Below are 16,202 nucleotides of genomic sequence, written 5' to 3' on the forward strand. Positions count from 1 at the left end.
TTTTTGAAAATCTGCGATTTTCATTTTTTTCTCACATGATGATTACTCAAAAATTGATTAATGAGCTATCCTACAAAATTGTTGGCGCTTGTATAGAAGTACATAAACTAGCGGGTCCTGGTTTGTACGAAGAGGTTTATCATCAATGTTTAGAAAAAGAATTTGATCTGTTAGGTTTAAAATATCAAAGTGAACTTGAGATTCCATTTTCCTATAAAGGAAACCATATAAATTGTAAGGTAAAATGTGACTTTTTAATTGAAAAATTAATCGTTTTAGAGTTAAAATCAGTTGCCGAAATTCATCAAATTCATAAAGCACAAACTATAAACTATATGAACCTTTTAAAAGCACCTCGTTCAATTTTAGTCAACTTCAATGTTACAAACCTTTACCATGAAGGTTGTGAATCCTTTGCGTCCAAAATATTTAAAGATCTTCCCAAAGAATGAAAATCGTAGATTTTCAAACTTAAGTGTACTTCAATAAAACGTAATAAGAAATAACTAAAAATAACTTAGGTGTTAAAAGTAAAAATATGAAAACAGTAATCCCCTCTGAAATAACGTCCGTACAGCTGCAAACCATCATGCAGACCGCCGTGTCACCGCGCCCGATTGCATTGGCTTCTACGGTAGATAAAAATGGTACGATCAATTTATCACCATTCAGTTTTTTCAATATGTTCAGTACCGTTCCTCCGATTTTGATTTTCTCACCATCGAGGAGAGTGCGTGATAATACGACTAAACATACCCTGGAAAATGTTCTTGAAGTTCAGGAAGTGGTGATTGGAACAGTAAATTTTCCAATTGTTCAGCAAATTTCCTTAGCTTCCACAGAATATGAAACCGGAGTCAATGAGTTTATAAAATCAGGGCTGACAATGAAAGATGCTGATTTGGTACAACCTAAGTTGATTGAGGAATGTCCGGTCAATTTTGAATGCAAGGTTTTAGAAGTAAAATCTTTGGGTGATCAGGGAGGAGCCGGAAATCTTGTGATCTGTGAGGTTCAGAAGATTCATATCAGAGAAGAATACCTGAATGAGGCTGGAAACCTGGATCAGAAAAAACTCGATATGGTAGCCCGCCTAGGAGGCAACTGGTATTCCCGAAGCAATGAAAACAGCCTTTTTGAAGTTCCAAAACCTCTGGTTACAAAGGGAATTGGATTTGATCTTCTGCCTGATTCTATTAAATACAGTAAGATTTTCACAGGAAATGACCTTGGAATGCTTGCCAATGTAGAAGTATTGCCAACAGGAGACTTTCATGCGGATGAACATATTCATGCAGATGCACAGAAGCTATTATTGGAAAGTAAAATTGAAGAAGCCTGGATAGTACTAACGATAAAATAAAAAAAGCCTGAGATTTCAGGCTTTTTTATTTTAAATGAAGAAGGAAGCTTATGCTCCTCTTTATTTTGCTTTCAGTGTTTCTGAAACTGTAATTTTACCTTTTTCGGCAAAGTCACTTACTTTTCCGTTTTTATCAATCGCCACATTCAGGTTATCATTCTTTGCATCATAATAGATGGAAGTGGAATACCCCGGGCAATCATGTTGCTTACATCCGTTCAGCTTATAGATTCCGTTCTCTGAAACAACAGGGCTTTCTACATTAAAGAATTTTACCATTTCAGCATACTCAGAGCCTACCACTTTTTTCAATCTTTCTGTCAGGCTTTTGTCTTCAAACAACTTGATATCATGCGGATATTTACCTACATTTTTAGTAATAATATTGTCTGTAGAGGCTGTACCCTGGGAAGGAACAGCTACTGAGTCTGTTTTTGGAATTCCTGTAGAGTCTTTAGGCATTACAGTAGCTAATGTATCTCTGCTTGCTGAGGATTCTGTTTTAGTTTCTTTTTTACAAGAAACAGCTGTTGTCAATAATGATAAGGCGAATACGCCTGCAATAAGTTTATTCATAATTAATTTATATGGTGGTTACTATCATAACGGGATTTCTGATATATTATTTCTGATATTGAACGTATTACATCTTTGCTTTTATAAATTCAATACATTTTTCTGCTGCAGTATTCAGATCTTTTGGTAAGTCATTTTCTGTCCAGGGCTCCTTAGCTCCAAAGGTATGATTGGCATTTTCAATAAGAAACAGTTCAGAGTTCGGATGAAGCAGGTGAAGATGTTCTGCCTGTTTTACTTCTACCGCTTCGTCCTGTGTTCCATGAATAATTAACATATGGACTTTGGCCATTTCTGTAGCTCTTTCCACATCAAAACGGTTTACATTTTGTTCAAAATCCTCATAAAATTGATAGTAATGAGGCATTTCCTGTTTTGTCCGTCCATTCAATGCATAATAAACTCCTTCCTGCTTCCAGTTCGCTAATGCTTCATCTTTAGGGAAACGTTCCAGGGTATCTACACTGGCCAGGGTAATCAATCCATTGATCCTTTCATCTTCAAATGCTTTAATAATAGAAATCCCCCCTCCTCTGCTGTGCCCCATTAAAATTATTTTCTGATCATCTACCTGAGGTTCTTTGATAAAGTGATCAATTACCACACCAAGATCGGAAAGTTCCTTGGAATAGTTATTATTTCCGAAAGCCTCAAGGTCTGCAAAATTATGGGAATCCCCAACCGTTGTTCCGTTGTGAGAAAAGTTGAATTTTACAAAGAAAAAGCCGGCTTTAGCAAATTTCTCAGCCATTACATCCCATGCTCCCCAGTCCTTATAGCCTTTATAGCCATGAACAAATATTACTAAGGGCAATTTCTTTTCGGCATTCATATAAAAAACATCCGCAAGAAAGCTTCTTGTCTCAGTGTTTTCCAAATGTATATTCTTTTTGATAGTAAGATCCATACAATAAGAGAATTAATTTTAATCGAAATTTATGAAAAAAACTATTAAAAAATAACCTTATTTTTGCGGTATGCAGAATTTAAGAACGGTAACCGTCACGCGTTACATTCTGCCATTAAGAGAAGGAGGTTCACTACCTGCTCTGGCAGAAGCTGATGATGATTTCAAATATGTTTTAAAATTCCGGGGCGCAGGCCATGGAGTTAAAATGCTGATTTCTGAATTGTTGGGAGGCAAAATCACGGAAGCTTTGGGGCTTAAAATTCCTGAGCTCGTTTTTGTAAATCTTGATGCAGACTTTGGCAGAACAGAAGCGGATGAAGAGATCCAGGATCTGCTCAAGTTTTCTGAAGGCTTAAATCTGGGATTGCATTATCTTTCAGGATCTATCACCTATGATCCGGGAGTGTCTGTTGACCCTCTTCTGGCTTCAAAAATTGTTTGGCTGGATGCCTTTATTACCAATATTGACCGTACTTTTAAAAATACCAATATGCTGATGTGGAATAAAGAACTCTGGATCATTGACAACGGAGCCTCTTTCTATTTCCATCATTCGTGGCAGAATTTCGATACAGCCGCAAAAACACCATTCAAATATGTAAAAGACCATGTATTGCTTCCCAAAGCAAAAAAGCTGGATGAAGCTGACCAGTTTGCCCACAGCATATTAAATGATACTTTTTTCAGAGAAATTGTCAACACAATTCCTGAAGATTGGTTACATTGGAATGACGCTGATGAAACGCCTGATGAAATCCGTGAGATCTATTTTCAGTTTATGAAAACCAGATTAGAAAATTCTCAAATCTTTGTAAACGAAGCCAAAAATGCAAGAGGATAAAATATATGAATATGCGGTAATACGCTTAGTACCAAAGGTTGAAAGAGAAGAATTTTTCAATATAGGACTCGTTATGTTTTCAAAAAAAGAAAAATTTATCCGCGTAGCATTCCATTTGTGCCCTGATAAATTCAAGCTGATGCATAGCAAACTGGATTATGAGGATATCATTCAAAACCTGGAAAGTTTTCAGAAAATCGCTGAAGGAAATAAAGAGGGTGGTCCTATTGCACTGTTTGATATCCCAGAACGCTTCCGATGGCTGACCGCTGTACGAAGTTCAGTAGTGCAGACCTCAAGACCTCATCCCGGAAAATCCAGAGATTTAAATACTACTTTTGGTAAGCTTTTTGAGGAATTAGTAAAATAATATGCCTCAAAAAGACTCATTATGAAATTATCATACGCCATATCTATCAACAGGTTTTTTACAAACCTGTTTTTTATTGTATTTTTAAGTTTTTCGCATTTATTCTTTTCACAAACTTTTTCACAAAATCCAGCCCAGGCTTCGCGTGTAAAGACTACCCTGCTTCCGGAAATAGCCACTGTTTCTGAAAATATAATTTACAAAACCAACAAAAAAGGAAATCCTCTTCAACTGGATATTTATACGCCTAAAGGTAATGTACCCAGTAAACTTCCCGTATTGATCTACGTTCATGGAGGAGGATGGGTAGAAGGCGACAAAGTGATCCTTAAAGATGACTATGTAGAAAACACAATGGCCAAACTGATCGCAAAGCAATATGCAGTGATCAGTATAAATTATACCCTGTTAAATGACAGCACTCACTTCCCTCAACCTTTGGAAGATACCAAGGATGCCATAAGATGGGTCAGAAAAAATGCAGAAAAATATAATTTCGACACTCATAATATTGGAATTTTCGGGACATCTGCAGGCGCTCACCTTTCCCTGATGGCGGCATACACTCCAGATGATACATTTATCGGAAGTCCTGAACTTTCATCTTATCCTTCGAGTGTCAATTATGTTATTGATCATTATGGCCCTGCTGATCTGAATAAGCTTTTTCACACCAAAACAGGCACTATTCCCGTTTTTATGGTGGGATTACTATCAAAAAAGATTATCAGTTTACAAAAGAATCTGGTCAAAGGACTTTCCGGATATGATATAGACAAAGACCAGCAAAAGATAATAGAATATTTCAAAACCGTATCTCCGGTTAATGTTGTTTCAGGTGGGGTTCCTACTTTAATTATGCAGGGCAATAAAGACAAGATTGTCCCTTTAAGTCAATCAAAAAAGCTCTACCGAAGATTAAAAAGAGCAAATATCCAGACTTCCTTAGTGGTTGTGGATAATGGAGTCCACAGTTTCAGTACTACCGACAAACCCTATCTTGACAGGCTCACAGATCAGATGGTAGATTTCATCATTTCTCAGAAAAAATAATATATACACACAAAACAAGCATAACACACACATACAAACTGATAATCAATATTATAATTTAACAAAAAACACACACAAATAGCAAATTTGCTAAATTAGTATACATATCATCAATTTTTACACTTAAAATAATTAACTTGGCTAATATTTGAATTATTAATAACAAAATAGGATTCAATTTTAATTATTCACTACAAAAATCAAAATGATATGGATTTCCTGAACAATATCAATGCGCTTACTCTCATTTTTGCATCAGTCCTCATTTTTGCTATAGCTTATCGTGTGTATGGCATCTTTATCGCCAATAAAGTTCTTCGTCTCAATGACCAGCATACAACCCCGGCTGTTGAATTTGCAGACGGAAAAGATTATGTCGCTACGAATAAAAATGTACTTTTCGGACATCACTTTGCAGCTATTGCTGCTGCAGGCCCTTTGGTAGGTCCTGTCCTGGCTGCACAGTTTGGTTATTTGCCCGGTGCCCTATGGATCTTAATTGGCTGTGTATTGGGAGGAGGTGTACATGATATGGTGGTATTATTTGCTTCCGTAAGACATAAAGGGCAGAGTCTTGCCACCATAGCTTCAAAGGAGATCGGTAAAGCAACCGGTACGGTAGCAGGGTTTGCCATCTTATTTATCTTGATCCTTACCCTGGCAGGGTTATCCCTGGCATGCATCAATGCCATGCATGAAGCTTCCTGGTCTTTGTTTACAGTGGTGATCACAATGCCTATTGCAGTAATTATGGGACTGATCATGCGGTATAAAAAGAACAGTGTACTCTTTGCCAGTATTTTAGGCGGAATTCTTTTAATAGCGGGAATTATTGGTGGACACAGCCTCATGCAGAATCCCACTATGAATAATTTATTTTCGTGGGATATCAAGACCATTTCCATTGCTATTCCATTATATGGTTTTTTAGCTTCTGTATTACCGGTTTGGTTATTATTGGTTCCTCGTGATTATCTTTCTACATATTTAAAAATAGGAACGATCATTATGTTGGCTATAGGAGTTATTGTCATTCATCCTACTGTACAGATGCCGGCACTTACCGCTTTTGTAAACGGAGGAGGTCCTGTCATTGGTGGTCCTGTGCTTCCATTTATTTTTATTGTGATTGCCTGTGGTGCTATCTCGGGCTTTCATGCTGTCATTGCTACGGGAACAACTCCAAAAATGCTTAATAAAGAAAGAGAAATTCTTTTTGTGGGCTATGGTGCCATGCTTGTAGAGGGTTTTGTTGCACTAATGGCTCTCATTGCTGCATGTACATTAATGCCGGGGGATTATTTTGCCATCAACACTCCAAAAGAATCATATGACGCTTTTCTTGCAGCACATCCTGCCTTACATGGAGTAGACATAGATTATTATTCACAAAAGATTGGTATTGATCTTCATGGCAGAACTGGCGGGGCTGTTTCACTTGCCGTGGGAATGGCTCACATCTTTAATAAGATCCCTTATATGGATCAATTAACCGCATACTGGTATAATTTCGCCATTATGTTTGAGGCCGTATTTATCCTGACAGCCATTGATGCAGGAACAAGAGTCGGGCGCTTCTTTTTACAGGAAATGCTGGGTTCTGTGATTCCAAAATTCAATGATAAAAACTGGGTTCCCGGAATTATTATCAGCAGCCTTCTTTTCACTTTTGCCTGGGGATACCTGGTATACACCGGAAATGTAAGCAGTATCTGGCCACTATTCGGGATCAGCAATCAATTACTTGCCGCTTGCGGATTGATTGTCTGTACGACTATGCTGATCAGGATGAACAGAGGAAAATATGCTTTATGCTCGGCTATTCCGGGTGTTTTTATGGCTGGAATTACTTTTTGGGCCGGCTATATCCAGGTTGCTACGATCTATATTCCAAAAGAACAGTACTTATTGGCTGCTTTAGCAGTAACAGCTATGGTACTGATGCTTATTGTTTTTATCGGAGCTTTTATAAAATGGTATGAGCTCTTAAAAATCAATACTACGAAAACAGATTTTTATGGAGAACAGGTAAAGGAACTTGTGGAAAGATAAAATTACGGGGAAGGTTTTTGCCCGGTCTGATAATTTTTATACATTTGTTTTGCTTTAGGGGTATTCTGAAAAAGAATTGAGAGAGTCCCTTTGAACCTGATACGGCTTACACCGACGTAGGGAAAAGCAAAATTACATGACCCGCTCATGTGGTTTTTGTTTTGGATTTTTTCCTAAAGCTATTTTTATTTTAATGATAAGATAACAATGGAAAAAATACTTTGGCAGCAAGTGCAGCTTGTAAAACAAAAATCTCCCCTGGTTCACAACATCACCAACTATGTAGTCATGAACAATACAGCCAATGCCCTTTTGGCTGTTGGAGCCTCTCCCATTATGGCACATGCCCGGTCTGAGATCAAAGAAATGATCGGTATTGCCCATTCCGTAGTGATCAATATAGGAACGTTAGATGAATATTGGTCAGAGTCTATGCTTCTGGCAGCTGAAACAGCACATTCCGTAAATAAACCATGGGTTTTAGATCCTGTGGGTGCCGGAGCAACCTCTTTTCGTGATCAGATTTTACAACAACTCTTACAATATCAACCTAGTGTTATCAGAGGAAATGCCTCAGAGATTATTGCACTGGCCAAAGCTAATACCACTGTTACTAAAGGAGTAGATAGTACCGCTCAAAGTAATGACGCGGTTCATGCTGCTCAAATACTGATGCAACACTACCATTCAACAGTCTGTATTTCCGGTGAAACGGATATTATTATAAGCCCACAGCAGAGCTTTTTCATTAAAAACGGACATCCGCTTATGACTAAAGTAACAGGTCTTGGATGTTCTGCTACCGCATTAACAGGTGCGTTTATAGGTAGTGTGGAAGATAAAACATTGGGTGTTGCTGCTGCAATGGCATTAATAGGCATTGCTGGAGAACTGGCTGTCCAGCAAAGTAGAGGCCCCGGAAGTCTTCAGGTTAACCTGATTGATAAACTGTACAATATAACAGAAGAAGAATTCATCCAAAACCTAAAGATAGAACAAAAATGAGCCTGCATCCTTTCTCCTACCAACTATACCTTGTGATTTCTGAAGCTGATTGCATTGGAAAAAACTTTCTGACAGTTGCCGAAGAAGCCATCTTGGGCGGAGTGGACATTATCCAGCTCAGAGAAAAAAATGACAGTACCGAATTGTTCCTCCAAAAAGCCCAAAAGCTTATGGAAATTACAGAAAAGTATGGTATTCCCCTCATTATAAATGATCATATAGAAGTTGCTGGAAAAGTAAATTCTGCGGGTATTCATGTTGGGAACAGTGATACTGCACCTACTTTTTTAAGACAACTACCTTCTATCCAAAATAAAATCATTGGATATTCTATTGAGTACCTGGCCCAGCTTGAAAATGAACAGACAATGGTTTCTGATTATCTTGGTATAAGCCCTGTATTTAAAACACATACCAAAACAGATACCATTACAGAATGGGGGCTTGAAGGTGTTGCAAAAATCCGACAGCTTACAGAAAAACCGCTGGTCGCCATAGGCAGTATACATCTTGGAAATGCGAAGGAAGTCCTCAACGCCGGAGCAGACTCCCTTGCTGTAGTTTCCGCAATATGCAGTGCTGCAAATCCCCAGAAAGCAGCATATGAATTAAAAAATGAGATTTTAAAATGAAAAAATACAAATACCCGTCCGTATTGACCATTGCAGGTTTTGACGGAAGTGGTGGCGCAGGTATTCAGGCAGATATCAAAACAGCTTCTGCTTTAGGCTGCTTTTCCACCTCAGTATTAACGGCCCTGCCTGTACAAAATACACAGGGAGTAAGAACAATATATCCTATTCCTGTGGAAGCAGTAGCCGATCAGATCAAAGCGATTCTGGATGATATTTTTCCTGATGCCATTAAGATAGGAATGGTACATACTCCACAGTTGGTTGAGACTATTGTTTCCACATTATCACAGTATACAAGAATTCCGGTTGTATTTGACCCTGTAATGGTTGCTACCAGCGGGCATAGGCTTATTGAGGAGGAAACCATCACAGCGATCACAGAAAAACTATTTCCAATTGCTGATATCATTACCCCCAATATGGATGAAGCAGCAATTTTAGCCGGCATGAAAGTCGAAACGCTGGAAGATTTATATACTGCAGGTGAAAAAATAAAACAGTTAGGCTGCAAGAGCATACTTCTCAAAGGTGGCCATCAGGAAACCTCCACCATCACCTCTTTATTCTATGATGAACATGGACAATACCATACTTTTGAAACGCTGAAACTAAACACCAATAATACCCATGGTTCCGGCTGTACTCTTTCTTCTGCAATAGCTGCTTACCTGGCTCAGGGAAAAAGCTTATATGATTCTGTTTCTTTAGGACAGGACTATGTTTATGAGGCTATAAAAAACAGCATAGATGTACAGACAGGGTATGGCAATGGCCCTCTTAACCACTTTTTTAATCCTCAAAAACTCATCAAAAATGAAATGGTCTGAACAAACCTGGCAAACAATAGAAGAATATTATCAGTCTATTCTTAGCATGCCTTTTATCAAAGAATTATCAGATGGTTCCTTACCTCAGGAAAAATTCCGTTTTTATATGGCTCAGGATTCATTATACCTTGAACATTTTGGCAGAACCCTCTCCCTGATTGCTGCAAAAATCCCGGATCTCCAGGATGTTCTTACTTATATGCGATTTGCTGAAAATGCTATTGTAGTGGAAAATGCACTGCACGAATCTTATTTTAAAGATTTCGGACTTACAGATAAAGGTGTTTTACAGCCTGCCTGCCATCATTACATTCATTTTCTGAGAAGTACCGCTGCCTTAGAATCTGTAGAAATTGCCATTGCCGCCGTGCTTCCTTGTTTTTGGATCTACAGAGAGGTTGGAAATTATATTTATCAAAAACATAATACCATCAACAATCCTTATGAACAATGGATTGCCACCTATTCCGGAGAAGAGTTTTCAGCTGCCGTAGACCAGGCTATTTTCATCTGTGATACAATAGCAGAAAAAACCACTGAGGAAACACGAAAAAAAATGACCGAAGCTTTTATAACTGCCTCCAGAATGGAATATCATTTCTGGGAAGCAGCTTATGAATTAAAAACATGGAAGTAATTTCCTCCGTTTTCAGACATAAAAAAAGACTGTTCATTTTCAGAACAGTCTCCCTTCAAATTTTTATAACCATTAAAAATTAAAATTCAGTCTTGTGAAAACATATCTCCCGTTCTGCCCAAACTGAGAAGTAGAACGTGAATAAACAAACTGGTCATTATTAGTAGACGCAGGAAGGTTTTTAGTAGGATAAATATCAAATAAATTGTTTACACCAAGTGTCAGTCCAATGTTTTTGGTAAACTGATAGGCCAGAGAAAGATCCGTAATAATCTTGTCTCCAATCTGCTGATGTTCATTGAATCCGATAATTCCGTCTCCGTTGGCATCGATAATATCTGCTCCCGTTACTTTTCCGAAATACGTATTTCTAAGATAGAAACTCGCATTTTTCCATGAAAGGGTATGAGAAAGACTGGCCTTTACTCTCGGTACGGCTTCTTCCAGATATACTCTGGATTTTTCTGAGAAATACACTTTTTCAAGCTTTGCAGACTGTAGAAGTCCTGAAGAATGGATGTCTCCTACCTGTTTAGTTTGACTAAGATTGACAGCAAAGCTATTATCCAGTTTTAGACCTGAAAATCTGACATTATGCGAAATAACCACATCCACCCCTTTGGTTTCCGTATCAATAGCATTGGTAAAAAGCTGTGCTCCGTTAATACCTAAATCATCATAGACTTTTTGTGCAGCAGCAGGTACATCTGCTCTTAAAAACTGGTCTGTAAGAATAATTCTGTTGTCTATTCTCGTAAAGTATCCGTCTGCTGTAAAGGTCAAATTAACAGAAGGAATTTTATAGGTAAATCCTACACTTGCAGATTTTGAAGTTTCTTGTTTCAGTTTCGGGATTTCCAATAATCCTGCTACCGCCGAATCATTACTGAAAGTTCCTACTTCCAGAAGCTGATTGTTGGTAAATAAAGTAGAAGTTACATTATAATAAATCTGATGAATAGAAGGCGCTCTGAATCCTGTAGATCCGGCAAGCCTTACATTGAAATTGGGGGCTACCTTTATTCTTGAAGCCAATTTATAATTAAAAGTAGATCCGAAATCAGAATAGTTTTCATATCGCGCAGCTGCATCCACCAATAACCAATTGGTAAAATTAAATTCCACATCTGCATACGCTGCTACAGACTGTCTGTTTTTGTCTACTGCATTGGCAGGCTTAAATCCGCTGAATACCTGAGAGCCGCCGGGAAGTGCTGCCCCAAAGAAGTCGGTGGGCCTTTGAGAATTCCCCGTCCATACATTTCCTGAAGTATCATATGTAGCATAAGAAGCTTCCTCTCCTGCTGTTATTTTAAAATTTTCATAACGGTGTTCTGCTCCAAATGCAACATTGATTCCTTCCCAGACATCATATTTTTTTGAAAAATCCAGATTAATCGTATTTTGGGAAAACTTTAATCCTCCGGCCTTAAATTCATTGGGTGATGCAAAGCGCAAAGATGTATTTCCGGTATTCTGAATGGTATAAGTAAATGAGTTCTGCCCGAAAGTATTACTGAAATCAATATTCCAGCCATCCCATTTCCCTTTGATCCCCGCAGCCAGTGAAATATCCTGGATATCCGTTCCAATCTGAGGCAGATAACCGTTAGCAGACAGCCCGGTAAATGTTCTGCTTTGGTTAGGTTTTCTGTAAAACCCTCCGGAAGTACCATGTCTTAGGCTATATCCTCCGAAAGAATATACTTTCCAGTTATCATTGATCGGAACTTCCATATTGACAAAAAGCTGATGATTGTTCAGCTTAGACTGTCCTACCTGCATATTGAAATCCTTTCTTGTGAGTCCTCTGTAAGCAAGTTCCTGATCAGTAACATCAAAATTCAATAAAGACTGAAGTCCTTTCTGAATAACATTTCCGTTTCCGTCTTTTATATCCTGGATGGTAGATGCCCCCTGAATGGCAGCCTGCTGATCGGCAGTAAAGTAGTTTACCCCCTGAGCATACTGATGAATAGAGTTAATGATCTGTTGTGAATTCGGGGTGCTATTGATATTATTAAAAAGAGAGGAAAGATTAACCCCATTATTTAAAGCACGCTGTTCAATAGCATTATAGGCATTATAAATCGTTCCGCTTTCTGCACCGGCTCTTGAAGTAGGTTCTCTGAACTGAGAAGACCAGGTGATATTAAAGAAACCACCTTTTGTTCCTATTTTATTACCGTAATTCAAGTCTACCTGAACATTCTGACCGTCAAAATTTCCAGTATGGTCGTTGGCTGTAGGGGTCAGATTTCCTCCGTAGCTCACCTGCCCGGTTAATTTTCCGGTATCTTTTTTAAGCTCAAGGTTAATAACTCCGGCAATGGCATCTGAACCATACTGAGCAGCCGCACCATCTCTCAGAACCTCAATCCTGTTAAGGGCAAAAGCCGGAATAGCATTCAAATCTGTTCCTACCGTTCCTCTTCCGGGTGTTCCGTTTACATTGACTAAAGCTGAAGTGTGCCTTCTTTTTCCATTTACCAATACCAATACCTGATCCGGTCCCAATCCTCTCAGCTGAGCAGGATCCAGATGATCCGTCCCATCAGAATTGGTCTGAATTGTAGAAGTAAAAGAAGGAGCCAGTGCGTTCAGAATCTGCCCTATCCCAGATTGGGGAAGAATAGCCGAAGATTCTTTGATATTGAATACATCCACAGGAACCGGGCTGTCTACTTTTGATCTTGCTCCGGCACGTGAACCTAAAACCACTACCTCTTCTACATTATTCGTTTGTATGGTGTCTTTATGTACTTTTATACTGTCTTTTTCCTGGCCATAAGCATAGGATCCCAGAAAAAATAAAACAGAAGCTGAAAAAATAGTTTTTTTATTTCTCATATAGTTTAGAATTTGATTAACCATTTATGTTTTACAGGGTGCAAATGTAAAATATATTCACTAGTCTACAAAATCAATAGACTTTGTTTTTGTAAAAAATAATTATCGTTTCTTTCTATCCCTTATTAAAGTTAGATAAATTCAAAGAGATTTTAATAAAAAAATGATATTCAATAAAGACGGGCTTTAGCCCGTTCTTTGTAAAAATAGAAAACCATCCATTGGCTTTAGCCCAAACATAAGCCTGTATTATTATCTTGTGTACGTTGCCATTCTTAAGTTTGGGCTAAAGCCCATTTCTATTGAATAATGGAATGAGTCCCAGAAATAATAAATGAGTTGTTTTAGGAAAATGAGTTAAGATTTTAAAGTTGAGAGTGAATGGTCAATGATTGATTTCTGGTTGTAAAGCCTTGTATTAACAACAAAAAAACGGACTCAAAATTGAATCCGTTTTTCTATATCGATAGTACTATGAGTTCTAAATTTTAGTTAGTTTAGCATATTTAAGGATCAGGTTTTTCTCTCCTTCATGAATGAAAACAACTTTGGCCTTGATGTTTTGAGGATCAGTTCCGTCCAGAAAAGTCACCTGTCCGATTCCAAAACGGTCATGTCTCACTTTATCTCCTACTTCAATATCCTGAGAAGAAGCTCCACTAGGATTGATAATTTTAGCGGTACTTACAGGTTTTAGCTTTCTTACTTCCTGAGCCGGCTGTGATTGCTCTCCTTTAGCAATTGTCTTTTTCTCAACTTTTTTGAACGTCTTTTGTTCTGATGGATATTCATCAAAAATATTGGATTTAACCCCGGAATTATTGATGAATCTTTTTTCCATTGCCGGATTAATGAACTCGATAAATTCATCATCTATCTCACTCAAAAATCTCGAAGGTTCGGCATCTGTAATTTTTCCCCATTGAAAACGGGAAACAGCATAAGAGAAAAACACCTGCTTCTCAGCTCTTGTCAATGCTACATAAAATAATCGTCTTTCTTCTTCAAGATCTTCACGGGTTGCAGAACTCATGAAACTCGGGAAAAGGTTTTCTTCAAGTCCCACCAGATGAACTACCGGGAACTCAAGTCCTTTTGAAAGGTGAATGGTCATTAAAGAAACCATATCATCACCCAGGTTTTTATCCTGTGTATCTGCCGAAAGAGCAATATTTTCAAGGAAATTGGGAAGACTTGGATCTCCATCCTCAAGCTGCATCTGCTCTTCAATGAATCCCTGCATAGAGTTCATTAATTCCTGAACGTTTTCTACCCTGGAAATTCCTTCCGGAGTCTGATCATCTTTTAAGAATTTAATTAAACCACTTCGCTTTGCTACTTCCATGGCTACGCTATACGCAGTTTCGGTTTTCAATAACACCTGGAATGCCTTGATCATAGACCAAAAGTCATTCAGCTTGTTTAAAACACCATTGTTTAAACCCAGTTGAGGGGCATACATCGGAAGATTATCCAATACTTTTGACACAGAAACATTTTGAGCATCCGCAAAGACGATCAATTTATTCTGTGTGGTTTCCCCTATCCCTCTTGCAGGATAATTAATAATTCTCATCAGCGCTTCAGAATCATTTTCATTGACCAAAAGACGCAGGTATCCGATAAGGTCTTTCACCTCTTTCCTTTGATAGAAAGAAAGACCACCATATACTTTATAGGGAATATTTTTACGTCTCAAAGCATCTTCAAATGCTCTTGTCTGAGAGTTTGTTCTGTATAAAATAGCAAAATCGCTGTATTTTCTCTGATCACGGTTCCGAAGTTCCCAAATATTTCCGGCCACAAAATTCGCTTCATCAGCATCAGAAAGTGAGCGGTAAATTTTGATTTTATCCCCTTCTTCGTTATCACTGAAAACATTTTTCTTAAACTGCTGAAGGTTTTTTGCAATAACTACATTGGCAGCATTTACAATCGTTTGGGTTGATCGGTAATTCTGTTCCAGAGAAACCGTTACTGCATCCGGATAATCTTTTTTAAAGTTTAAGATATTATAGATATTGGCACCACGGAAAGAGTAAATAGACTGTGCATCATCTCCTACCACACAGATATTTTCAAATTTTGAAGCCAGTGCTTTTACAATAAGATACTGAGAATGGTTCGTATCCTGGTACTCATCTACCAAAATATATCTGAATCTATCCTGGTATTTTGCCAGAATCTCCGGAAAACGGGTTAATAATTCGTTAGTTTTTAACAGCAAGTCATCGAAATCCATAGCTCCATTTCTAAAGCATGCATCTACATATCTCTGATAAATCTGTCCGATAAATTTCATATTGGCCTTTTCATCCGCTTCCATCAGTTCCGGATTATTGAAATAAGCTTTTACCGTAATCAGGTTATTTTTATAAGTAGAGATTCTTGCCTGAACTTTCTTGGGCTTATAAAGATCAGCATCGATATTCATATCCTTCAGGACTTTTTTAATTACGTTCAGAGCATCCTGCTGATCATAAATAGTAAAGTTGGAAGGGTAACCAAGGTAATGAGCCTCTATTCTTAAAATCCTTGCAAAAACAGAGTGAAAAGTTCCCATCCAAAGGCTTCTTGCATTACTGTCTCCCACTACTTTTGCGATACGCTCTTTCATCTCACGTGCCGCTTTGTTGGTAAAGGTAAGAGCCAGGATATTGAAAGGATCCACCTTATTGTTGATCAGGTGGGCAATACGCATAGTAAGTACACGTGTTTTCCCGGAACCGGCTCCTGCAAGCACCATCAGAGGGCCTTGTAAAGAGGTAACGGCTTCATATTGTGATTCATTGAGTCCTTTCAGATAATCCATACTGCAAAAAAAATTTGGGAATACAAAATTAATGTATTCAGAGGAGAATTCAAACTTTGATTAGAGAAGTTAGAAATTATAGGGTCTGGAGTGGACATAAGAGACTTAGAGATGGGAAACTTGAGTCAAAACGCCACAACCGGCAGTTATAATTCATAAAGTTTGAATTAATGGATCAGCCAGGTGAGCTAACGATTCATCATTTACTTATTCTTTTTAGCTTATAACTCTATTTCTGTAACATTTAATTCACTTTTCCTACTAATTGATA

Annotated in this window: 14 protein-coding genes and 1 riboswitch; of the genes, 10 read left to right on the top strand and 4 right to left on the bottom strand. The window is 38.0% G+C overall.

Annotated elements, in window-relative coordinates:
• The first annotated feature begins 35 nt into the window (after nt 1-35).
• Both B8967_RS15415 and B8967_RS15420 read left to right on the top strand, forming a co-directional pair.
• Nucleotides 36-452 (top strand): GxxExxY protein, encoded by a 417-nt coding sequence (locus B8967_RS15415; protein WP_228406215.1) that lies wholly within the window; start codon nt 36-38, stop codon nt 450-452.
• Between the two features lie 86 nt (nt 453-538).
• The gene (locus B8967_RS15420) at nt 539-1,363 is read left to right on the top strand and encodes a flavin reductase family protein (protein WP_047493892.1); all 825 of its coding nucleotides are present in this window, start codon (nt 539-541) and stop codon (nt 1,361-1,363) included.
• A 60-nt stretch (nt 1,364-1,423) separates the two neighbouring features.
• Here the strand turns inward: B8967_RS15420 and B8967_RS15425 are convergent, their stop codons facing one another.
• A complete protein-coding gene (locus B8967_RS15425) occupies nt 1,424-1,939 on the bottom strand; it encodes a hypothetical protein (protein ID WP_084086677.1) in 516 nt (171 codons plus the stop codon).
• Nucleotides 1,940-2,006: 67 nt separating this feature from the next.
• The gene (locus B8967_RS15430; protein WP_084086678.1) at nt 2,007-2,846 is read right to left on the bottom strand and encodes an alpha/beta hydrolase family protein; all 840 of its coding nucleotides are present in this window, start codon (nt 2,844-2,846) and stop codon (nt 2,007-2,009) included.
• A gap of 70 nt (nt 2,847-2,916) precedes the next feature.
• Here B8967_RS15430 and B8967_RS15435 point away from each other — a divergent pair, with 70 nt between their 5' ends.
• The 8 genes from B8967_RS15435 to tenA all read left to right on the top strand — a co-directional run bounded on the left by B8967_RS15435 (nt 2,917) and on the right by tenA (nt 10,269).
• On the top strand, nt 2,917-3,690 hold the full coding sequence (locus tag B8967_RS15435; RefSeq protein WP_047493885.1) for a HipA family kinase: 774 nt from the start codon (nt 2,917-2,919) through the stop codon (nt 3,688-3,690).
• Nucleotides 3,677-4,060 (top strand): DUF3037 domain-containing protein, encoded by a 384-nt coding sequence (locus B8967_RS15440; RefSeq protein WP_047493883.1) that lies wholly within the window; start codon nt 3,677-3,679, stop codon nt 4,058-4,060. Before B8967_RS15435 ends, B8967_RS15440 begins: the two co-directional genes overlap by 14 nt.
• A 21-nt stretch (nt 4,061-4,081) precedes the next feature.
• Nucleotides 4,082-5,113, top strand: a complete 1,032-nt coding sequence (locus B8967_RS15445; RefSeq protein WP_084086679.1) for an alpha/beta hydrolase — start codon at nt 4,082-4,084, stop codon at nt 5,111-5,113.
• Between the two features lie 210 nt (nt 5,114-5,323).
• On the top strand, nt 5,324-7,165 hold the full coding sequence (locus B8967_RS15450) for a carbon starvation CstA family protein (protein WP_179140069.1): 1,842 nt from the start codon (nt 5,324-5,326) through the stop codon (nt 7,163-7,165).
• A gap of 46 nt (nt 7,166-7,211) precedes the next feature.
• A riboswitch (TPP riboswitch) is annotated at nt 7,212-7,305 on the top strand.
• A gap of 67 nt (nt 7,306-7,372) precedes the next feature.
• A complete protein-coding gene (gene thiM / locus B8967_RS15455) occupies nt 7,373-8,170 on the top strand; it encodes a hydroxyethylthiazole kinase (RefSeq protein ID WP_179140070.1) in 798 nt (265 codons plus the stop codon).
• Nucleotides 8,167-8,802 (top strand): thiamine phosphate synthase, encoded by a 636-nt coding sequence (thiE, locus tag B8967_RS15460; RefSeq protein WP_084086681.1) that lies wholly within the window; start codon nt 8,167-8,169, stop codon nt 8,800-8,802. The genes thiM and thiE overlap by 4 nt, the downstream gene beginning before the upstream one ends.
• On the top strand, nt 8,799-9,632 hold the full coding sequence (gene thiD, locus B8967_RS15465) for a bifunctional hydroxymethylpyrimidine kinase/phosphomethylpyrimidine kinase (RefSeq protein WP_084086682.1): 834 nt from the start codon (nt 8,799-8,801) through the stop codon (nt 9,630-9,632). Before thiE ends, thiD begins: the two co-directional genes overlap by 4 nt.
• Complete coding sequence (gene tenA, locus B8967_RS15470; RefSeq protein WP_084086683.1) at nt 9,619-10,269, top strand: thiaminase II; 651 nt, start codon at nt 9,619-9,621, stop codon at nt 10,267-10,269. The genes thiD and tenA overlap by 14 nt, the downstream gene beginning before the upstream one ends.
• Nucleotides 10,270-10,341: 72 nt before the next feature.
• Here tenA and B8967_RS15475 read toward each other — a convergent pair whose 3' ends face one another.
• Complete coding sequence (locus B8967_RS15475) at nt 10,342-13,119, bottom strand: TonB-dependent receptor plug domain-containing protein (RefSeq protein WP_228406217.1); 2,778 nt, start codon at nt 13,117-13,119, stop codon at nt 10,342-10,344.
• Nucleotides 13,120-13,600: 481 nt separating this feature from the next.
• The gene (locus B8967_RS15480; protein ID WP_047493862.1) at nt 13,601-15,931 is read right to left on the bottom strand and encodes an ATP-dependent helicase; all 2,331 of its coding nucleotides are present in this window, start codon (nt 15,929-15,931) and stop codon (nt 13,601-13,603) included.
• Nucleotides 15,932-16,202: the final 271 nt, after the last annotated feature.

The organism is Chryseobacterium sp. YR221, from assembly GCF_900176315.1.
Lineage (GTDB): Bacteria > Bacteroidota > Bacteroidia > Flavobacteriales > Weeksellaceae > Chryseobacterium > Chryseobacterium rhizosphaerae.